This window comes from Pseudomonas soli, from assembly GCF_021283165.2.
Classification (GTDB): domain Bacteria; phylum Pseudomonadota; class Gammaproteobacteria; order Pseudomonadales; family Pseudomonadaceae; genus Aquipseudomonas; species Aquipseudomonas soli.
On sequence record NZ_CP128543.1, the window covers coordinates 3,457,510 to 3,477,530 of the forward strand.

General features: G+C 58.1%; 22 protein-coding genes and 1 pseudogene. 7 read left to right on the forward strand and 16 right to left on the reverse strand.

Features of this window, described 5'->3' with window-relative positions; translation table 11 throughout:
• The first annotated feature begins 32 nt into the window (after positions 1 to 32).
• Positions 33 to 611, forward strand: coding sequence for a hypothetical protein (locus LU688_RS15940; RefSeq protein WP_160290550.1), 579 nt, complete (start codon positions 33 to 35; stop codon positions 609 to 611).
• A gap of 127 nt (positions 612 to 738) precedes the next feature.
• Positions 739 to 837 (forward strand): annotated as a pseudogene (locus LU688_RS15945) (RNA polymerase subunit sigma); the annotation flags it as partial.
• Positions 838 to 873: 36 nt separating this feature from the next.
• Here the strand turns inward: LU688_RS15945 and LU688_RS15950 are convergent.
• The 3 genes from LU688_RS15950 to LU688_RS15960 form a co-directional block, all read right to left on the reverse strand.
• Positions 874 to 1,161, reverse strand: coding sequence for a DUF3077 domain-containing protein (locus LU688_RS15950; protein ID WP_160290551.1), 288 nt, complete (start codon positions 1,159 to 1,161; stop codon positions 874 to 876).
• Between the two features lie 185 nt (positions 1,162 to 1,346).
• A complete protein-coding gene (locus tag LU688_RS15955) occupies positions 1,347 to 1,604 on the reverse strand; it encodes a hypothetical protein (protein WP_110702331.1) in 258 nt (85 codons plus the stop codon).
• Positions 1,605 to 1,971: 367 nt separating this feature from the next.
• A complete protein-coding gene (locus LU688_RS15960; protein ID WP_160290552.1) occupies positions 1,972 to 2,367 on the reverse strand; it encodes a RidA family protein in 396 nt (131 codons plus the stop codon).
• 141 nt (positions 2,368 to 2,508) lie between these two features.
• Between LU688_RS15960 and LU688_RS15965 the strand changes: the two genes are divergently transcribed.
• Positions 2,509 to 3,423, forward strand: a complete 915-nt coding sequence (locus tag LU688_RS15965; protein ID WP_160290553.1) for a LysR family transcriptional regulator — start codon at positions 2,509 to 2,511, stop codon at positions 3,421 to 3,423.
• 323 nt (positions 3,424 to 3,746) lie between these two features.
• Here LU688_RS15965 and LU688_RS15970 read toward each other — a convergent pair whose 3' ends face one another.
• On the reverse strand, positions 3,747 to 6,080 hold the full coding sequence (locus tag LU688_RS15970; RefSeq protein WP_160290554.1) for a YecA family protein: 2,334 nt from the start codon (positions 6,078 to 6,080) through the stop codon (positions 3,747 to 3,749).
• A 252-nt stretch (positions 6,081 to 6,332) separates the two neighbouring features.
• On the reverse strand, positions 6,333 to 7,202 hold the full coding sequence (locus LU688_RS15975; protein ID WP_160290555.1) for a hypothetical protein: 870 nt from the start codon (positions 7,200 to 7,202) through the stop codon (positions 6,333 to 6,335).
• A 356-nt stretch (positions 7,203 to 7,558) separates the two neighbouring features.
• On the opposite strand from LU688_RS15975, the gene LU688_RS15980 reads away from it, so the two are divergent.
• Entirely contained in the window at positions 7,559 to 8,116 is a 558-nt protein-coding gene (locus tag LU688_RS15980) for a GNAT family N-acetyltransferase (RefSeq protein ID WP_160290556.1), read from the forward strand.
• A 101-nt stretch (positions 8,117 to 8,217) separates the two neighbouring features.
• Here LU688_RS15980 and LU688_RS15985 read toward each other — a convergent pair whose 3' ends face one another.
• The 6 genes from LU688_RS15985 to LU688_RS16010 form a co-directional block, all read right to left on the reverse strand.
• On the reverse strand, positions 8,218 to 9,468 hold the full coding sequence (locus LU688_RS15985) for a purine-cytosine permease family protein (RefSeq protein ID WP_232888204.1): 1,251 nt from the start codon (positions 9,466 to 9,468) through the stop codon (positions 8,218 to 8,220).
• Positions 9,469 to 9,652: 184 nt separating this feature from the next.
• Positions 9,653 to 10,627 carry a 5-oxoprolinase subunit C family protein gene (locus LU688_RS15990; RefSeq protein WP_038706294.1) on the reverse strand — a complete coding sequence of 325 codons (975 nt, stop codon included), beginning with the start codon at positions 10,625 to 10,627 and terminating at the stop codon, positions 9,653 to 9,655.
• Entirely contained in the window at positions 10,624 to 11,496 is an 873-nt protein-coding gene (locus LU688_RS15995) for a 5-oxoprolinase subunit B family protein (protein ID WP_023630257.1), read from the reverse strand. The genes LU688_RS15990 and LU688_RS15995 overlap by 4 nt, the downstream gene beginning before the upstream one ends.
• Positions 11,493 to 12,866 carry an acetyl-CoA carboxylase biotin carboxylase subunit gene (locus tag LU688_RS16000; protein ID WP_094011986.1) on the reverse strand — a complete coding sequence of 458 codons (1,374 nt, stop codon included), beginning with the start codon at positions 12,864 to 12,866 and terminating at the stop codon, positions 11,493 to 11,495. The genes LU688_RS15995 and LU688_RS16000 overlap by 4 nt, the downstream gene beginning before the upstream one ends.
• A 10-nt stretch (positions 12,867 to 12,876) precedes the next feature.
• Entirely contained in the window at positions 12,877 to 13,122 is a 246-nt protein-coding gene (locus tag LU688_RS16005; protein ID WP_232888203.1) for an acetyl-CoA carboxylase, read from the reverse strand.
• Between the two features lie 94 nt (positions 13,123 to 13,216).
• Positions 13,217 to 13,975, reverse strand: coding sequence for a 5-oxoprolinase subunit PxpA (locus LU688_RS16010; protein ID WP_232888202.1), 759 nt, complete (start codon positions 13,973 to 13,975; stop codon positions 13,217 to 13,219).
• A gap of 125 nt (positions 13,976 to 14,100) precedes the next feature.
• Between LU688_RS16010 and LU688_RS16015 the strand changes: the two genes are divergently transcribed.
• On the forward strand, positions 14,101 to 15,018 hold the full coding sequence (locus LU688_RS16015; protein WP_232888201.1) for a LysR family transcriptional regulator: 918 nt from the start codon (positions 14,101 to 14,103) through the stop codon (positions 15,016 to 15,018).
• A gap of 43 nt (positions 15,019 to 15,061) precedes the next feature.
• Here LU688_RS16015 and LU688_RS16020 read toward each other — a convergent pair whose 3' ends face one another.
• From LU688_RS16020 to LU688_RS16030, 3 genes are all read right to left on the reverse strand, one after another.
• A complete protein-coding gene (locus LU688_RS16020; protein ID WP_104445350.1) occupies positions 15,062 to 15,889 on the reverse strand; it encodes a M24 family metallopeptidase in 828 nt (275 codons plus the stop codon).
• A gap of 156 nt (positions 15,890 to 16,045) precedes the next feature.
• Positions 16,046 to 16,570, reverse strand: a complete 525-nt coding sequence (locus LU688_RS16025; protein WP_104445233.1) for a GrpB family protein — start codon at positions 16,568 to 16,570, stop codon at positions 16,046 to 16,048.
• Positions 16,571 to 16,650: 80 nt separating this feature from the next.
• Entirely contained in the window at positions 16,651 to 17,193 is a 543-nt protein-coding gene (locus tag LU688_RS16030; protein ID WP_110605286.1) for an AAA family ATPase, read from the reverse strand.
• A gap of 221 nt (positions 17,194 to 17,414) precedes the next feature.
• Here LU688_RS16030 and LU688_RS16035 point away from each other — a divergent pair, with 221 nt between their 5' ends.
• Both LU688_RS16035 and LU688_RS16040 read left to right on the forward strand, forming a co-directional pair.
• A complete protein-coding gene (locus LU688_RS16035; protein ID WP_082120399.1) occupies positions 17,415 to 17,897 on the forward strand; it encodes a P-loop nucleotide/nucleoside kinase family protein in 483 nt (160 codons plus the stop codon).
• 199 nt (positions 17,898 to 18,096) lie between these two features.
• A complete protein-coding gene (locus LU688_RS16040) occupies positions 18,097 to 18,594 on the forward strand; it encodes an HIT family protein (RefSeq protein ID WP_104445349.1) in 498 nt (165 codons plus the stop codon).
• Positions 18,595 to 18,698: 104 nt separating this feature from the next.
• Here LU688_RS16040 and LU688_RS16045 read toward each other — a convergent pair whose 3' ends face one another.
• Positions 18,699 to 18,932, reverse strand: a complete 234-nt coding sequence (locus LU688_RS16045; protein WP_158659607.1) for a hypothetical protein — start codon at positions 18,930 to 18,932, stop codon at positions 18,699 to 18,701.
• Between the two features lie 181 nt (positions 18,933 to 19,113).
• Positions 19,114 to 20,004 (reverse strand): serine hydrolase domain-containing protein, encoded by an 891-nt coding sequence (locus tag LU688_RS16050; RefSeq protein ID WP_232888199.1) that lies wholly within the window; start codon positions 20,002 to 20,004, stop codon positions 19,114 to 19,116.
• Between the last annotated feature and the right edge of the window lie 17 nt (positions 20,005 to 20,021).

Consider the following 20,021-nt stretch of genomic DNA (forward strand, 5'->3'; position numbering starts at 1 on the left):
AACCATACAAACCAGATAGGACCGGAGTCACCTTGAAACTGCTAGACAAAAAGTGGAGTCAAATAAGCCACATCCACAATACGCAAATAGTCAAGTCAATTTATATATGGCTGTTCATCGTTCCTATACTGGTAAAGGCACTTAGCGAAGTCCCTTTAGACCTAAATTTTCAAATCGCAGGACAAGCGATTCCGATTAAAATGGAGCTTCCATTTTCATTTTTCTGCTTTTATCTAAGCGCCTTCTTTTTTGTACTATCAAACCTGATTTTCAACTTTAGGTGCCCTCAACTGGTAAAAGACCACAGCTCTTGGAGAAGCTTTGCCGAGCACGGAAAGGGCATGGAGCACCTTTCAAATTATGTCGACAACCTAGACGTTTCGGCACAGGCAAAAGATGAAGCTTGGCAAGTGGAGCCCACTCGCAGTCCTGGCGGGTTACTGCAAGACCAGTTCTGGGCATTCCACAATCTCGGCGAGTGGCAGACGCCAAAATCCAGAAAAATGGCTGTTGGCTTGACCTATTTAGCGTTTGTCTTCATGGCCTGGGTGATCATTCAAAACTTACTGACTGTTTCGAAATATGCATTCCTTCACCAGCCTATAAGTTAGTCGCCAGCATATCCCGGCTGAACTGCACCTAGCAATCCCCCCGCCATCCCGAGAAAATGCGATCAATTACCATTTATACCTTGGGCCCTGCTCCATGTCGACGCTCGACCGCTAGGCGCTTCACCAGCTGTACTGCGAAAACAACAGCTGGCTGAAAAGCTGGCTGCGCGCACGCCTGGGCAATGCCGCCGATGCGTCCGACCTGGCCCACGACACCTTCCTGCAAGACGGGGCGGCCCTGCGCGCGCCGCCCCTGTCTGCGTCATACGTTCTTCACCATTCCCATATGCGCATCATCCATCAATGCCTTGGCCATATCGCTCAGGTAGTGCGATGCCCAGACCAGCACCGGTTCGTTGTCCATCACACCGATGAAGGAAGCGCGGCGGGCGCTGTCGAGCAGCACGGAAGCCTGCTCCATGGCGTAGTTCGCACAGTTGCCAGGCTCTACGCGGAACAGCCGCGTACCTTTGGTGGCGCCTTCCAGGCAGGTGCAAGCGCCCACGGTCCAGCCGAGCTGGCCGTGGTCTGCAGGGGTTTCGTTGTCCATTTGCGAAATCCTCGGGTGTCTTTGATGTAGCGGGCTCGAAGACCCGGTCGCGTGCCGACCGGTTATGCATCAAATGCGTGGGAGCGGGCTTGCCCCGCGATGAGGCAAGTCCAGGTGATGACGGGAATAGCATCAGCAGTTTCACTGATCCGAGCGCCCACTCTCACCAGTCCGTGGCGGCTCTGTCAGTGCAGAGTGTATGACGGCGGTCGCGTACTCATGTGGAGCTGGGCAAGTGCCGACTCCAGCAATGTGCGGGTGGCGTCAAGCTCGTGCATCATCGTCAACATCACCAAAGTGGCCGGTGACTTCGGCAGGTGATTGAACGATTGATGGGCGACGGCCAGCGCGCACATGACGTACTCGGTGGCCTGGACCAGGGTGTCTTCAAGGAGATGGGGGGACTCGGTGGACGGTGGTGGATCCGGGACGATCTTGAGCATAAGTACCTCGCAATGCAGGAGTCAGTCCGCCACCTTTTCACTTGCAGGTGAAAGGTGGCAGCTACGTGCAGGCCTGCAAGACCGGGGCATTACGAGGCGAAAACCCGGCTGACCAAAAGGTCACCCGCACGTAGCCACCATAAAGCGAGACCCACGACTCAACGCCGAGGCTCATGGTGAGCACCATCGTAATACCGCGCAGGCTTGCAGACCCGGTCGTTGATTTGGCAACGACCCAGCGAGACTAGCCGCCACTTCGAGGGCGCAACAGTGGCCAAAGCATGCTTCGGAAACGGACTACTCGAAATAGGGAAAATCTTATTCATGCCTGTAGGACGGGCTATGAGCGTGCTCCCCTACCCCATTACTATTGCGGCAGTTTCGCGATCACCTTGATCTCGAAGTCGAAGCCGGACAGCCAGGTCACGCCGATAGCGGTCACCGTGGGATAAGGCGCTTCGCCCCAATACTCGGCTGCCACCTCCCAGATGGCTTCGAATGTCGAGTCGGGGTCGACCATGAAGATGGTCGTATCAACCACATCCTCGAAACTACTGCCCGCCTCGGCCAGGATCGCGTTGAGATTGGCAAAGGCCAAGCGAACCTGCGCCGCGAGGTCAGGCTCAGCCGAACCATCCTTGCGACTGCCGACCTGACCGGATACGAACAGAAAACCATTGGAGCGAATCGCCGGCGAGTAGCGGTGCAACTCGTACAAAGCATGGCGATCTGGCGGGAAAACGACTTCACGTTTGCTGGACATGGCCTACCTCGTTCTGGGCCATCGCGGCCCGCTGTTTACGGTGAGGCCACTATAAAAAACGCCACCTGCCTGGATAAACGGGCAGCGCTGGCCAGGACTGTTTGTATACTCCAAACAATCCAGGGGCGAACGAGGCGTGGAATGGACCGATTCGATGCAATGCAGGCGTTTGCCCGGGTGGTGGAGACCGGCAGTTTCACCAAGGCGGCCGCTACCCTGCACATGAGCAAGACCACCGTGACGCAGCTCATTCAGCAACTGGAAGCACGGCTGCGTGTGCGCCTACTCAACCGCACCACACGCAAGGTCAATGTCACCGCCGACGGCGCGGCCTACTACGAACGCGTCGTCCGGTTACTGGCAGACATGGACGACGCCGAGACCAGCTTGTCCAGCGCGTCGATGGCGCCGCGCGGTCGGCTGCGGGTGGATGTACCCAGCCCGCTGGCGCGAATGCTGCTCATACCTGCCTTGCCGGAGTTCTTTGCACGTTATCCGGAAATCCAGCTGACGGTGGGCGTGAGCGATCGCATCGTCGACATCATCGGTGAAAACATTGACTGCGTGGTGCGTGGTGGCGAGATCATCGACCAGTCCTTGGTGGCAAGGCATGTGGGCGATCTGAAACTCGGTATCTATGCCACGCCCGGCTATCTGCAGCGCTTCGGGACGCCGGTTCACCCCCTTGAGCTGGAGGAAGGCCCGCACAGAACCGTCGGTTTTCTCTGGTTTCGCACAGGCAAAACCTTGCCCTATGCGATGCACCGAGGTGATGAACGCTTGGAGGTCCAGGCGCGCCCGCAACTGACAGTCGATGACGGCAATGCATACCTTGCCGCCGGCCTGGCTAGCCTCGGGATGCTCTGGCTACCGCAGTACATGGCCAAACCGCACCTGATCAGCGGCGAACTGCTGCCGCTGTTCGAAGACTGGCACATGTCGCCGATGCCGATGTACCTGGCCTTCCCGCCGAATCGCCATGTCAGCGCCAAGGTGCGAGTGTTTATCGACTGGATAACCGAATTGATGGCCGAGCATGCGCCGGTGATTGGCTGAACCAGGTGCAAGGCCGTTCCTGGACCAGGCACTCCGAATTTCTGCTTTTGCCCGTTTTCTGACAGTGCGGCGGAGGCCAACTATGGGTCGATTGCGGTCAGTCACGACCGGCTGCTTTCGACCCATAGCTGCCCTTCAGGATGGGCTGATAACGGCCATAAGTGAAGAACACAGCAATCCACTTCTTGTTGATTTCTGCCCTCCATAAGCAGATGAGAACTGCACAAGCGCGCTTTTTTTCGAACGCCAACTATCCGTGCAAATCAGACATGAAAGAGCACTCAAATAATTTGGCTGATCTCGGTCAACATTCTGGAAAAACTCTAACCGCCATGGCACTTCTTGAATTTTTTTCCACTACCACACGGACAGAGCTCATTCCGTCCGGTCTTTTCCATTTTTAAGGGAGGAACGATCTTTTTCGAAAGTTTGAAATTCACCGTCCGTCCCGGTTGAGCCATACGCGTGGCGTCTTCATAAATATGGGAGTTTTCTTCCGTCCGCGCTGTCGGTACATGGACCGGGAAAAGTTGCGCCCTGTGGTAGGTTCCATCGGGATTAACCTCTGCCACGATACAAGTGATACTTGAGGCCTTGACGGCCAATGCAGCTGCGCTGGCCTTGTCATTTACCTTGGACCAATCAATTCTTTGGCCATCGCGCTGAAGCCAAGTAAATAGCGGGTCGTCTTCCCCGCCCAAAAGAAAGTAACGCGCAGGATGCCTGTCCAGCGTTTTGCGAAGGTCAGACAACATTCTATTCAGATTAATCCGGCCCTCATCTCCTAGGTTACGGATATGGCTTTCGGCTGTAAGCCATCCAGAGTCGCGAGTAGCGTCAAGCGCTCTAAGCAGCTTCAGCACTTCCTCTGGAAAGTCCTGCGTCGGAAATGGCCTACGCTGCCAATCTACATCCTCGAAGCTCTTGTCGATGAGGTCGCTCATGCCGTTCCAGATGAGCATATCGACCTTGCCCCCCTTCAACTGGTCGATAATAGTCTGATCGAAACGGTTTTTCTTCAAGTACGCACCGAGGTGGTCGAACTCATCAAAAAGATGAGCTTGGCGGATCCCTGCCGCTGCTTGCCTTACCTCCATGTAGTGGGCGAACTCGCCGGGTGTGGGCAAGAAGCGCTTGAGCACGAACAGATCGTCGATGGACATTGATACGAAGGCGTGCTTCCCAAGTAGCGGCTCAATTTGCGGCAGCTTCTTGCAGTACGCGGAGAAAGGAGAAAAGGATTCGACCGTCAGCCCAATCGGCACCATCACTCTGTAGTCTGAGCGGCGGACACGGCCGCACTCTTCGTATTTGCCGTCCACCTGGTGGTAGAGTGGTACTTCATCCGCAGAATTAAGATAATTAAAGAAACGCTCGCATTGTTTGTAGGCCTTGAGCACCAAATCCTGTACGGACTGGGCGTGGCGGCCGAAATCAAGCGCAGGGGATGCGATGGTTGCAGCCGCGCCGGCCTTGGCTTCAACTAGGAATAACACGTCGTCGACCAGTATAAGCGTGTCGTTTTCGGACCACTTATTACTGGCAGGATTTTTGTAGTAGACCTCCTGGAAAATTCTGGCGCTGGGGAGCTGAGCGGCAAGGATATCGGCGAAAGCAGCTTCGCTCATCACTTTCTGCCGATTTTCAAACGTCTTTTTATAGTCCGGCTTTCGCTGTAGAAGATTGTGGAGAAGTGCACGATATCCAGAATCGCGGATGAAGCATGGGTCGACGGCGTAGTAATCAGATTCAAGCTGAATTAGTGGTTTCTTTCGGACAGGTAGGGTCCGGTAGGGTGTCCCAGCGAAATCACCCGCAGCGAAAAATTCGGTTTCTTCTCCGCGTCGGTATGAAAGGTCCGCTAACAGCGCAGCTGGTAGCTTTGTGTGAAGACTCACGTTAGCTATACCGCCTCGTAAGACGTCATCTATTGCCTGTTCGGCGACTTTCGTTCGTTCCATATTCGCTGCAGCCCATGCCTCCATGACGTGTTCCAGAGGCTTGCCTTGTTTAATAGCGAAGGCTTTTGCAGCTTCAAACTGATCCATCATCACCGTGATTGCGTTAGCATGCCCGGAACGCGTGGAATCTGACATGGCCTGGAAGCCCTCCGCGATATCAGAAGCACTGACACCGTACACTTCCTTCAGGACATCTTCGTGAGGCGCCAGAACGTAATGATAGAACTCACCTTCCAAGACTTGGTAGCGGTTCCCACGTAGCATGACCCATGTGGATTTCGCGTGGAATTCAATGTCGGACGTGTCCGGACCGAAAACCCCGTCTTTTGTACCTGCGGAGCTGGCCATAGCAAAAAACATTGCCTGTCCTCGCAGTTTGCGGCCAAGCTCAAACAGCTCGGCGCACTGGCTTTCATCAAATTTTACGACCGCAGGGGCAACATCTGACGCGAGAACTGCGTGTACATACTCCAGCAAAAACTGATTCTCGGCGACCAGATCATCCGGATGGTCCGCCTCTTGCTGCCCCTTAGTGTTTCTTTGATCTGCCATCGCTTTCATAATGTGCTGGGCATAAATATATCCAAGCAAATCATGCGGTGGCATGCTGACAATCAGCTCGCGCATACGGGCTGCGGTGACTTCCATGTCCTTCAACAAGGAAGCTGCGGCTTGCTTTCTTAGTTTTTCATCCATAAGTCTTTATGCTCGATGTTGTTGAACCCTAGAGCCATACTGATTCGACTCCTAGCGTGCTGCAAGAAAAAAATAATGACCTATCTACTCCCTTGCTCAACGCCCATTTTGGCCGACATCTGCATTCCATGAGCGGCAGCTTTCCACCCATAGCGGTCGTTGGCCTATGTCGACTAACGGCCATAAATAGTCGACAGCGAACTGCGTAACGGGGCTGATCGGTACACAAACGGACGCCATCAACATCGTCACCTAAAATGTCGCCTCGTCTGTTACAAGAGCGGTCGTTTTTGCGATTGCAGATTCGCGAAGTTGATCCGGAGAGAAGTCGTGCCACCAGAGTTTGGTCAAAACTGGGTCGTAGACCCATGGATGATCAAGCACCTCATGCGGCTTAAGCCGGCGACCTCGCAGAAAGATGTGCTGCTCTTCATTGGGAACGGTCGGGGGCCAGTAGACGCCAAAGTGCCGAATATTCATGTGCTCATAGACCTTGGCCACTTGAGGCGCTCCGCCAATATCTCTAAAATTCTCGGATGAGAGCACTTCGAAAAACGCCTCTGCCGGCACCATGTCGAGTTTTCGGCGCCTTACTTTACTTAGCTTGAGAATATCGGACATCCGTCGGACGATCGCTTTAACAGGTTCCTCGTCGCCTACGTATGCTACCAACTCTCCTCCGTAAGACTTGGGATGAGTCGGTACAAATTTATTAATTTTTGGCTGGAATTCAATCCGTCGGACAAAGAAGTCCTTCCTGCGCGCTGAATAGCCTGCAAAGACAAACGAGCACTCCGGGACCGCCATGGAAGGATGGGCGGTATCTGTCACGAAGGAGAGCGAGTCATTCAGCATCTGGAGGATCTGATCGCATAAGTCCGCTACGTCGACGACTCGATCCCGCAAGTTAACGAATGACTCTACATATGAGGAGATTTGGGCAATTAATGGGTATGTCCAAGAGGTGTCTCCAGCGAACGCAATAATAGCGTCACTTCGACCAACACCAAATATCTTGGGGCCATAGTCCCAAATTCTTCCACCACTAAGCCTGCTGTCAGACAGCATCCAAAGTTCACGACCAGTGTGGGTCTTTCTAGTCCAAGCTACTACGAGTGTCATGAGCGACTCCAGTCAAGAGGTTCACTAGTATCACATGTTAGTTGAGCGAGTCCAAAGGAGCGCGACATGAAGGTCTCTTACTGGAGATCAGCCAGCAAAAGGCTAGCGTTATGAACGATGTTTCAGCCATTAAGATTGTTTAACTCGCCCCACCTTGCTAGACACTAGATGACTGCTATTAGCCGTTAGCTGATCTTTTTGAAGGGCTGCTTTGGGTCGAAAGCAGCCAAACGCGGATAACTGCTCTCGCCCCATACCTGCCCTTGGCGGAGGTCAGAAACAGCCAGAAGCGGTCGACACAAACCAGCCCGGTACAGATAATCAACGTCTCACACGGATGCCCAGGAACGAATGTCATGGACTGTCTTCCGACGCTTATCACTGATCGGCTGGTTCTCACCCCCCTCCAGTTAGAGGATTCGCCCATCATCCAGGAGCTGTTCCCCTGCTGGGAGGTGGTTCGCTACCTCGATCGTCGTGTCCCATGGCCGTATCCAGAAGACGGGGCGCTGGTCTATGTCCGAGATATCGCCCTGCCTGCCATGGCAGCAGGTCGTGAATGGCACTGGATGATCCGCATGCGCGACGATGCCAGCTGCACCCTGGGTAGCATCAGTTTGTATGATCAGCCTGGAAACAACAGAGGCTTCTGGCTCGCCCCACAGTGGTGGGGAAAGGGCTACATGCGCGAGGCATGCCGGATCATCAATGCCTATTGGTTCGAGACACTGTCGCGTCCGGTCATGCAGGTTCCCAAAGCGGTTGCCAACGACGCATCTCGCAGGGTCTCGGAACATGAGGGTATGCGCTTGGTAGACGTGCGGCCAGGAGATTTCGTATCTGGACGGATGGAGGTCGAAGTATGGGAGATGACTCGTGCTGCCTGGTTAGAAAGCTCGACTGCCAGTCGCTAGTTTTTTCACGACTGCGTCCGCTCCTCGCCTGCTTTCGAATTGCCTGACCGCCGCTCGGCGACTTTCCGTCCCCCCCCCCCCGGAGGTGTAACGGCTAAAACTTACTGAATCGACTGCGATAGTACCCGGCTTCGTCTGGACAAACCTGCTTGCAAGGCGAACGCAATCATTACAGTCGATGGTGCAGAAAAGCTGCCCAGCCCACCACCGGCAAACATCAAGGCCAGCCCCGAAGCGGTGGCGCCAAACCAGGCCGTCAAGCCGACAGCATTCCATGCGCGCTCCCCGCCGAGCGCAACCACGTCAAGACGACCCAAAAGAATCTGCGCTAATGCCACGCCGACCCAAGCCACTACAAAGATGCCTTGGTAGGCCAACGCCTTGAGCAAGTATGCGAATACATCCGCGAGCATCAGGCCATACACGATCAGCCCAACCGCCAGCGCCCACAGCAGGTACGAACCACACAGGCCGAAACGGGAAAAGAACGCCTGCATGTTCAAGGTCGCCAGGTAGTAATTGGCCGTGTTGATCCGGGTTTGCGTGGCCCAGACGAACAACAGCCCCCACAGCCCCATCAACTGCAGGATCGCCATGACCACCGACACTTCGTTCAGCGCGCCTTCGTGGGGAATGCTGCTGACCAGATAGATGCCCGCCGCGCCATTGAGCAGGAAAGTCACCATGTAGAACGGCATGCCGAAGTTCCAGCGACCATGGTACTCGGCGTCCTCAGGTTTGCCGAAACGCGCGTAATCGAAGGTGAACAGCATCAGGATCCAGACCCCCATGTATGCCACGAAACAGTCCCACCAGCCCAATGCAGCGGGAATCGCCGGGCCAAAGTCCAGCCATTGCGGCTGGTAGCCATAACGACTGATCGACAACCCCACCGCCGCCAGCAGACCGCCGAGGTACACCGGCAGCAGTACACCGTTGAGCTTGTCCAGCCAATGCTGAACGCTGCCCAGCACCATCGGCACGCTGTACAGCACCACCAGCAATGCAGCCAGCGGATACGCCAACTGTGGATACAGGTGATTGAGCGCCACGGCGATCACCGAACCCTCGAAAACCGCGTAGTAAATGGCCGTGGAAAAGAAGATCAGCGTCGCCAGGCACGCACCGGTGCTACCGAACAGCAGCCGCGAAAACAGCGCCACCGACAAACCGCTGCGCATCGCGAAGCGACTGAGCACGCTGTTGACCAGGCCATAGCTGATCACCGACAACAGCATGCCGATCAACGCATTGCGCGCGCCGTAGGACAGCGCCAGGGAAGCGCCGACCACGATATAGAACATCGCACTGCACACCGCCCACCAGGCCATGGTCAGCGACAGTCGCCCCATGCGCGCGTCGGTCGGAACGGGGTGATTGGCCGGGTCCTTTCCGGTTTGACTCGATTGCGATAAAGCAGCCATATGCGTGAACTCCAGAGCCAGTCAGAGGTTGAAGCGCGGGCAGCCGCCCCCGCACCGAGGGGCGGCGTTGGCTAGCCTTTTTTGGCTTTACCCGCGCAGTACGGCGGGCAGATCAGGAAGGGAACAGCTTGCTCAGATAGCTGAGTTTTTTCTTGTAGGAACGTCGGGCTTGCAGCGCCTCTTCCAGAGTCACCGCGACGAAGCGGGCCTTCTGGTTGGGTTGCATCTGGCCGACCAGATCGAGGTCGGCGCTGATCACCGTGCCGATCATCGCGTAGCCGCCACCGGACACTGCATCGCGGTGCAGAATGATGGGCTCGAGCCCTGCAGGCACCTGGATAGAGCCGATCGGGTAGCAGCTGTCGACGATGTTCGAAGGATCGGAGCCGGCGCCGAACGGCTGCTCGCGAGGCTGGAAGCTCAGCGGGCTGCCACCCTTGAAGCGATAGCCGATGCGATCTGCCTCCGAGCCGACGGTCCAGGCTTCGGCAAAAAAGCTGTCCGCCGCCGCCAGGGTCAGACGGTCGTAGTACAGCCCTGGCACCACCCGCAGGGTGATCTCCCCTCCCAGCGACTGTCGCAACGCCATGGGCAGGCTTGCCCCGACACACCCCTTGCCGCTGGCAATGCCGATCGGCAGTTCATCACCCATCACCAGCCTGCGCCCCTGAAAACCACCCAACGCCCCCAATGTGTAGGTGGAGCGACTGCCGAGCACCACCGGTACATCGATACCGCCGGCCACCGCCAGATAAGCCCGCGCGCCAGCCTTGGGAAAATCGAAACGCAGCACTTGTCCGGCCTTCACTTCGAACGCTGTGTCCAAGTGCATGTCCACGCCATCGACTTTCGGCGTCATCTGCGCACCACAGACCGCCACCAGGGCGTCCTGCTGAAACTCCAGCTCCGGCCCCAGCAAGGTGCACTCCAGCGCCGCCGAATTGGCCGGGTTGCCCACCAACTGGTTGGCCGCGCTCAGGGCGTACTGGTCCAGCGCCCCGGAAGGCGGGATACCCAGGTGGTAGTAGCCCTCGCGGCCGAGGTCCTGCACCGAGGTGGCCAGACCGGGTTTGAGTACCTTGATCATGCCAGCACCTCCTGCAGCGACTTGGGATAGCCGATCGGGTCGGCGAGAAACGCATCGAGAGAGAACTCTACTGGACGGATGCGCAGGTCGAAGCGCCCGGCTTCGACCTCGGCCACGGCGTGGTCATAGGCATCGCGGTCCATCGACTTGAACTGCACGATGTCGCCGGGACGGAAGAACACCATGTGTTCCTTCAGGTACGCCAGGTTCTGCTGCGGGTCGTAGATCGGTGCCGGAGTGACGCCAAACATCTGGTAGCCACCAGCGCCACGTACCGAGTAGATGCAACCGAAGCAGCCGCCATGGCCCAGGGTCAGTTTCGGTGTGTCGGTGCGGGGGCGCAGGTACTTGGGCACCTGCAACTGCCGTTCGCGCTCGACCATCTGGAACATGAACGGCAGGCCCGCGACGAAGCCCACCATCGAAACGAACCACGGCGCGCCACTGTGGGCGGCGATGAACGCCTCGACGTCGGGCAAGCCGTTGATACGCGCGGCGTACTCCAGGTCCGTGGCATTCGGGTCCTGGTGGCGGTCGCGAAAGCGCATCAGGGTTTCGTGGGTCCACGGATCGTTGTAGAGCACCGGGATCTCGATGATCCGAGTGTGCAGGGTGCGCTCGGCCACGGCCTCGGCTTCGGCGCCCTTCACCGCCTCGAGCAGATCGGCCGGGGCGATGCGGTCCGGGTCGAAACGGATCTGGAACGAAGCGTTGGCCAGGCACACGTCGAGCACGCCATCGAGGGCCAAGCGCTCCACCGCACGGGTTACCGCCATGCCCTTGAAGAAGGCTTCAAGGGACATGCTGTCGCTGACTTCGGCAAACAGGTGTTCGTCGGCGCCAAAGCTGTAGCGAATCGGACTGTTCATGCTGCACCTCCGCTGCGGCGCTCGGCCAGCCAGGTTTCCAAAGTGCCGGTGTGGAAGTCGGCGGTGTGCAGCCAGGGTTGCTCCAGCAACTCGCCGTGCAGAGACAAGGTGCTGGCCATGCCCGTGAGCGTAGTCTGCTCCACGGCCAGTCGCGCGCGGGCCAGGGCCTCGGCGCGATCGCTGCCATGGACGATCAGCTTGGCCAGCAGCGAGTCATAGTATGGCGGTACCCGGTAGCCTTCATACAGATGGCTGTCGACGCGCACGCCCTCGCCTTCCGGCCAGTTCAGCGCTTGCACAAGACCCGGGCTTGGGAAGAAATCCCGCGCCGGGTCTTCGGCGTTCAGGCGCATTTGCAGGGCCGCGCCGTTGAGCCGGATATCGCTTTGCTTGAGGCCCAGCGGTTCGCCGCCGGCGATGCGCAACATGGCCTGAACCAGATCGATGCCGGTGATCAGCTCGCTGACCGGGTGTTCCACCTGGATCCGCGTGTTCATCTCGATGAAGAAAAACTCGCCGGTGGCGTCGTCGTACAGATACTCAAGGGTGCCCGCGCCCTGATAGCCCAGTGCCTCGGTCAGGCGCACGGCACTCGCGCAGAGGGTCTCGCGCTGCTGCGCATTGAGCACCGGCGACGGCGCTTCTTCGAAGATCTTCTGCCGGCGGCGTTGCAGCGAACACTCGCGTTCGAACAGATGCACCGCATGCTTGCCGTCGCCCAGCACCTGCACTTCGATGTGCCGGGCCTTGCCGATGAAGCGCTCCAGATACACCGCGCCGTTGCCGAAGGCGGCCTGGGCTTCGCGCTGGGAACGGGGGAATTCTTCGCTCAGTTGCTGCGGGTTTTCCGCCAGGCGAATCCCACGCCCTCCGCCACCGGCCGAGGCCTTGATCAGCAGCGGGAAACCGACGGATTCGGCGGCTTTGAGCGCCGACTCCACATCGAACAGTTCATCCGGGGAGCCGGGCACCACCGGCACACCCGCGGCTTGCGCAGTGCGCCGGGCTTCGGCCTTGTCGCCCATGCGCCGGATGGTCTCGGGGCTTGGGCCTACGAAAATCGCCCCGGCGGCTTGCACCGCTTCGGCAAATTCGGCGTTCTCCGAGAGAAAGCCGTAACCGGGGTGCACCGCGTTGGCGCCGGTGGCCTTCAGGGCACCGAGCAGCGCTTCGACATTGAGGTAGCTCTTGTCGGCGCGAGCCGGGCCGAGGATGTGCACTTCGTCGGCCATGCGTGCGGCCTGGGAATCGACGTCTGCTTCGCTGCACGCCGCCACGGTTGGAATCCCCAGCGCTTGCGCGGCGCGGATGATCCGCACGGCAATCTCGCCGCGGTTGGCGATCAGCAGTTTACCAATGCCTTGAGTCATGGTCGTGCCCTCACGCGTCTTCGAGTGTAGCGATGACCTGACCCGGCTCCACCGGATCACCGTCTTCGACCAGAAACGCGTCCAGACGCCCTGCCGTACCCGCGGTCAGTTCGGAAAACTGCTTCATGACCTCGATCAGGCCAATCACCGTGTCGGCGCTGACCTGGGCACCGGCCTCGACGTAGTTCGGCGATTCCGGGGTAGCCTTGCGGTAGAAAGTCCCCGGCAACGGGGTGATGACTGTGTGCTGCGCCATGTCTGTTCCTCTTGGAATATTTGTAGAAAGGCAGGCAAGAAATCTGTGTGTCGAGTAAGTCCTGGCGTCTGCGTGCCAGGTGTCTTCGGTTGCGTTATCGCGGTGCGCGCACCTTGATCCCCGCGCCATCGAGCGCATTACGGGTAGCCTCGACCAGTGCCAGGGCACCGGGTGTATCGCTGTGCAAGCAAATGGAGTCGAATTCGATCGCCAGGTCTTCACCCTCCACCGTGCGCACCACGCCTTCCTGGCAGGCACGCAGTACCCGCGCAGCTACTTGCGCGGGGTCGTAGGCACGCACGTTGCGGGTGAAAACGATGGAGCCGCTGAGGTCGTATTCGCGGTCGGCGTAGAACTCGCGGATCACCGGTTGGCCCAGCTCCGTGGCGATACGCCAGATCGCCGAGTCGGGCATGCAATACAGCAGCAGCTCGGGCTCCAGGCGCTGCAGGTTTTCCACCAGCAAACGCGCCGCTTCTTCGTCCCGGGCCAGGTGCATGTACAGCGCGCCGTGGGGTTTGATGTGTTGCAGGGCCACGCCTTGAACCCGGGCGAGTTCACGCAGGGCGCCCAGCTGATAGAGCATGTCGTCCACCAGCTCCTGGGCCGGTGCATTGATGTGACGGCGGCCGAACCCGACCAGGTCGCGAAAGCCCGGATGGGCACCAACGGCCACGCCCAGGCGCTTGGCCTGCTCGACAGTGCGTCGCATGGTGCCGGGGTCGCCGGCATGGAAACCGGTGGCGATGTTGGCCGAGCTGATGAAGCCCATCAGTTCGTTGTCGACGCCGTCGCCGATAGTCCACGGACCGAAGCCTTCGCCCATGTCCGAATTGAAATCTACTGCCTGCATGACACTTGCTCCTGACCCTTGTGACTTCATGCAGAGCACGTTAAATTCCAGCCGCCCCCTTGGGAAGATCTATTATCAGAGGGGTTATCTTCTGAAAATCAGATACCTCATCAAGCGGAGTGTTCATGTCACTGACCCTGCGCCAGGTTCGCTATTTCGTCGCCACGGCCGAGATCGGGCAAATCTCCCAGGCTGCGATTCATTTGAATATTTCCCAGTCGGCGGTAACCACGGCGATCAAGGAGCTGGAGGGCATGCTCGGCACGCTGCTGTTCCAGCGCTCGGCACAGGGCATGAGCCTGACCGATGCCGGACGGCACTTTCTCAATCGGGCCTACGTGATCTTGCGCAGCGTCGACGACGCCCTTAACAGCCCACTGCCGGACGTTCGCGCCAGCGGCCTGTTGCGGGTAGCGGCCAGTTACACGGTGATCGGCTACTTCCTGCCGCACCATCTGCAACGCCTGGAACACTGGCACCCGGACGTGGCCATCGAAGTGCACGAACGGGAGCGCCAGGCCATCGAGCAAGGCCTGCTGGAAGGCGAATTCGACATGGCGGTGGTGCTGACCTCGAACCTGACCCACCCGGACATCGTCTCGAAAACCCTGTTCAATTCCGAGCGCCGGCTGTGGCTGCCCAGCCATCACCCGCTGTGCGAACACTCGGCCGTGAGCCTTGCCGACGTCACACACGAGCCCTTCATCCTGCTTACGGTCGACGAAGCCGAACAAAGCGCCATGCGCTACTGGGAACATGCCCGACAGCAGCCCAACATGCGAATCCGCACCAGCTCCGTGGAAGCGGTGCGCAGCATGGTGGCCAACGGCAGCGGCGTGGCGATTCTCTCCGACCTGGTACACCGCCCCTGGTCGCTGGAGGGTAAACGCATCGAAACCGTGACCATCACCGACAAGGTCACCCCCATGAGCGTCGGCTTGGCCTGGCATCGCGAGCGGGAATTCAGCCCGGCGATGCACGCGTTCCACAATTACTTCCACGATGCATTCCTGGCGCCGCAGCAACTTTCCGCACGGCGCTGAAAGCAGCGAAAGCCTATCCGAGTGATGGACTGGCCAACAGCAATTAGTCCACCAATCTGCTCAGCAGCCGGTGCCCGTCAACTGTAACCTCCACCATCGCCGACAGCATGACGCTGTCTGCACCATCCTGTGTGTGGACAGTCCAAAAATCAGGCGGCTGGAAGCGCACCCCGAATGCGCCTGCCTTCGCGATCACATAAACATTCAGCACCTGCCCTGGTTGCATGAGGGTGTTATCGTTTGTGTAGCCCTTGTAACCCAGCACCTGCGGTTCCTGTACCCGCGACTGCCCCATGGCGTAGCCCGCGAGTTCATGAATCGCAACCGCCTGGTTGGCGTCAAGCACCTCTTGAATGGCCTGGCCCACATTGAACAGCGGCTCGCCACCACGAACCTGATCAATGCCACTGCGCAACGCGCTGCGGGCTGTTGCCAACAACTGTCGCTGCTGTTCGGTGGCGTTGGCGGTGGCAAATGTCCAAACCTGGGCGACATGGGCCTGGGCCGAAGCCGCAACCAACTCAACTTTAACCAAGGCTGCGTTCGGGAATGGGGTATTAGTAGGCGGTGCGTTACCCACTTGGCTATTCACCGACACCGGCACGGCTGCCGTATAGCCTTTGTAGCCCACTAGCATTGGTAGCCAGCCGTAGCGTTCGAACTGCGTCAATACGTAGCGTTGAATCGCCGCACCGCTGCCGCCCTCGCGGATCATCGGCTTGACCTTGAGCAACAGGTCACTGGCCAACGGTGCGAGCCGAGTCTCCTCGGCAAGGATTGTCGAGCTATCTAGTTGAGTGATGCCAACCGCACGGGAGCGATTAGCTTCGGCATAACTCTCGAGCGATGACTCTGTGGCGAAAATATTCACGCAATAGAGCAACAACAATATCCCTATGCTTCTCAAAATTTAACTCCTTGACAGGTACGCTCAGAAAGATGATCTCCGCCCCGACCATAAGGATTTGCCCGCTCTGAAAACACTGCTTTGGTTCGGAAACAGCCGGACACGAGCGACTGAGTCGCCTTATAGATAATAATCACCAGGTCTGATGCCGACCTCACACAGCGCGGTGATGATGAACGGCCCCTTCCTCGCCAGATACTCAGCCATACCGCCGGTATTGGAGGCCTCCAGCTCGAGCTTGAGGTCTTGATATCGCTGCCGGAGGGAGGCGTCGTTTCTGAGCAGATCCCTGAACGTCAGCATCTGGATGACTGAATCGTGACCACACCTGCAAATATGGATCTTGTGGGTGCGCACCTCGCCAACATTGCGGCGGTAGAAATGGTGTCCTTCCGACAGGTCAGTGCCACGTACATACCCCAGTTTCAGCAACACCTGGTCCCGCGCTGCCTCATTGCGATGCTCTGAAACCTCGATCAGCACATCGATCTCTGGCTTGGCTGCAAGTTGCGGGACAGCCGTGCTGCCGACATGGTGCAGGGCGAGAAGCTCATCACCGAATGCCGAAGCGAGCAGCACTTTGTCCGCCTCGTACCGCTGCGGCCATTCAGGGTTGTAGATCGTGATCTTGCTGGTCAGCGCCATGGGCCATCCTTGGGCAGGTTGAAACGTTGTGATGCGTCTTCAAGGCAGGCGTCTGCCAACAATCAAACGAGAACGAACCTCTAATGACCTCGCGCCACCTGATCAGGCAATGCTCCCAGGTTCGCGAGAAAAACTTCGGTATCTCGATTCGACCGCAGGCAGACCACGCGACAACCCGACGGGGCGGTCGCCACGAATCGCTTCATCGCCTCCCGGGACGAGTTTTTCGTCCGCCACATGAACCTGAAAAACTCCGGCAGGTTGGCCAGCAGTTCCGGACAGTCGTCCGGCAAGTCAGGCCGAGATCGACCGCGGCTCAGCATCGTTCTGAAGAACACACGCCAGAATCGAAGCGGCGCCGAGCGATCGATCCATATCACCGTGTCAGCGCGGGCCAGCCGGTTTTGCCATGTCGTCGAGTGCCCGCCTTCGAAGATCCAACGCTCACGGGCCTCGACTTCATGGCAAAGACGCGTCTTCTCGTCACGGCTGCGCTCGACCCACCCTGGCTGCCAGTGAATCGTGTCGATATGCACGACCGGCAAGCCCGTGCGCTCGCCAAGCTTGCGTGCCAGGGTACTTTTCCCAGACCCTGGCTGGCCAATGATCATCACCCGTTGCATTGAAGCTCCCTCTCGCCATGCCTGCTGATTTTTGGGGGCGCGATTGTACGGCAACGGCGGGTTCGGTCAACTGCAAGCGCATGCATGCTTTGATCGTCTGTTGTAAGTCGATAGCCGTTCATTGATGACTGGTATCGACCCATAGTGGACGTTTGAGTGATCGGTGATTGCTTCGACGCTTTTCAATGAGCATCATCGGGGTTCGACAAGGAGACGTCTCTATGCCCAAACCAGTGCTGCATCTCATCTCAGGAAAGATTGCATCCGGTAAGTCAACACTAGCCAAAAGTTTGGCAACTGAAGGATCGACGGTTCTGCTGACTGAGGATCATTGGCTCTCACGGCTATACCCTGGACAGATCAAGTCAGTAACCGACTATGTGCGTTTTGCGCACCAGATTCGGGAGGTGCTGGGCCCACTCGTCATTGATGTTCTTCGGGCTGGAGTGACTGTCGTTTTGGATTTTCCTGCCAATACTCCTCAAGATCGACAATGGCTGCGCGGCCTGGCTGACGCCGCCGAGGTTTCACATTGCGTCCACTATATCGAGGTGGACGATGACACCTGTCGAGACAGGTTGCATATTCGTAATCACCATGGTGAGCATGAGTTTGCGGCGACTGACGCGGAGTTCGATCTGATCACTAGCTACTTTCGAGCACCACATGAGAATGAAGGGCTCCAGATTGAAATTCACCGATAACGAGTAGCCCCTGCGAGATTGAGTTATCTCTAATGCGGCATTGGGCCGCTAACGGCCGACATCGGATGGCCTCTATGGGACGGTAGCAGCCCTTCAATGCCGGCAGCTTTCAACCCAAAGCGGCGGCCCGCAATCAGCCAAAATCGGACATAGATCTGCTGCAATGCTACTCTGCGACCGATCCACTCAAGGCCGCCCCATGGATATACCGTCTAGCTTCATCATCCATGAATCCAGGTACTGGATTCTCAATCAACGCATGGACAGTGCGTTGCCAGGCTACCTGATGCTCAGTGCCAAGCAGATGACCAATTCCCTGGCAGCACTGCCGCTCGAAGCGCAGGCAGAGTTGGGTATGTTGCAGGCGCGAATTCAGCACGCGATCGAAGCGGATCTCCGGCCCAAACGCTTGTATATCGGTCGCTTTGGGCATGATGCCGGTTACTCCATTCACTTCCACTTCATCCCAGTGTATGACTGGGTGGAAGCCTTGTTCTGGCTCGACGAAAGGTACAGGCTGCTGCAAACATTCGGCTCAATCGACAGCGCGCTGCTGCAAACAGATGGCGCAGAACTGATGCTGTTTGTCTGGCGGGAATTTTGTGAACGCCCTGTGCCGCCACCGGTTCAAGGCCCCTGTGTTGACGACGTTATTGCGGCCCTACGCGGCGCTTTGGATTGTGAGCTGCCTCGTTGACCTAGGAAGTTTAGCTTACGCAGTTGGCCGCTATGGGTCGTCAGCAGCCATTCGCGACTGACCGCCTCAGACGAAGCATGCAGCGCGGCAGAGTGGGATGGCCACTATTGACCCAGGCGTACTCTCTCCAGATCCGCTAAAGCGATCAGCAGTTCGGCAACAGACTGTGGCTTATGGAGATCGACGCCAGTTTGACGCGCCACCAGTTCAATTACATCATCACGGGTCAATCCTAATTTTTGAGCCACCAGCAGGGCGCATGAGCGCGCATGTGACGCACGGTGCGAGAGTGGCTCGGTTTCATCGAGCAGCTTTTTCTTATGCGAATTGAAGGACATTTCTTGCCTGAGTATTACCCGCCAACCTTTCTGCTAACGCTACTGCTTCGTCATGGTGTTGTCCAAGGGCTGCTCTGGGTTGATAGCGGTCATCCACAACGTTCAGCTATCGAGCCAAAACGGATGTTGTATCCAGGCCACAAGTGATATCCCGCAGAGGCGAAACAAGCCCCAGAAAGCCTCAGCACTGCGTCTCAAGTACCTTACGTATCTCCCGCACGACCAGCGCCTCAACACTTCCCTCATCCAGCTCCATCGAGAACACTGCGCAACACGCGACGGCCTCCCCCACCGCACATCGATAGACCGCCACCACGCTCCCGGGCCCGCACCCGGTATGCCCGGCCAGCGTCAAACCACCCTCGACCGCCCCTCGCATCAGCCCCAAAGCATATCCAGGCGCGATCCACGGCCGGCCAGCCATTGGCCCACCCAACCCCTTTGTCACCCGCATTTCCTGCAGCAGCTCGGCCGGAAGCAGTGCCCCGGCAAGCAGACGATCCAGCAAAAGCGCAGCCTGCGAAACAGGGCCGATCAGCAGCCCGTGATAGACCCAGCCAGGGTCGTAGTTCAACGAATCGCCCAGGTAGTCCCCATTCAGATCCGCACGTTTGCTCGCCAGGCGAACCGCCGAGATACCGAGCGGCGCCAACACCTGCTGCCTGAGCGCTTCTTCAAGCGGTAAGCCCGTGGCCCGCTCGATGAGCCTGGCTACCAACATGTAACCCACATTCGAGTAGCGCCAGCCCGCTCCGGGGGCGTAGCGAAGCCGGGCGCCATCCAGGCGCTGCATCATCTCGTCCACGGGCCACGCAGGTTCATGCTTGGCAACTGCCGCGTAGTACTCGGCAAGCTCGCAATAATCTGCGAGGCCCGCCTCATGACGCAGAAGCTGGCGCAGGGTGTAAGGGGTTTCAGGCAGCGCGGTATCCAGGGCAAGTCGACCGTCGCGCACCAAGGTCAAGGCGGTCGCGGCCAATACCGTCTTTGTGAAGCTCCACCAGGGCACACAGGGTTCGGCCTGGAGGGATGGCGTCAATGAGCGACCATTGAATAGCGTGGAAATCAGCATCGAATACTCATGATAGT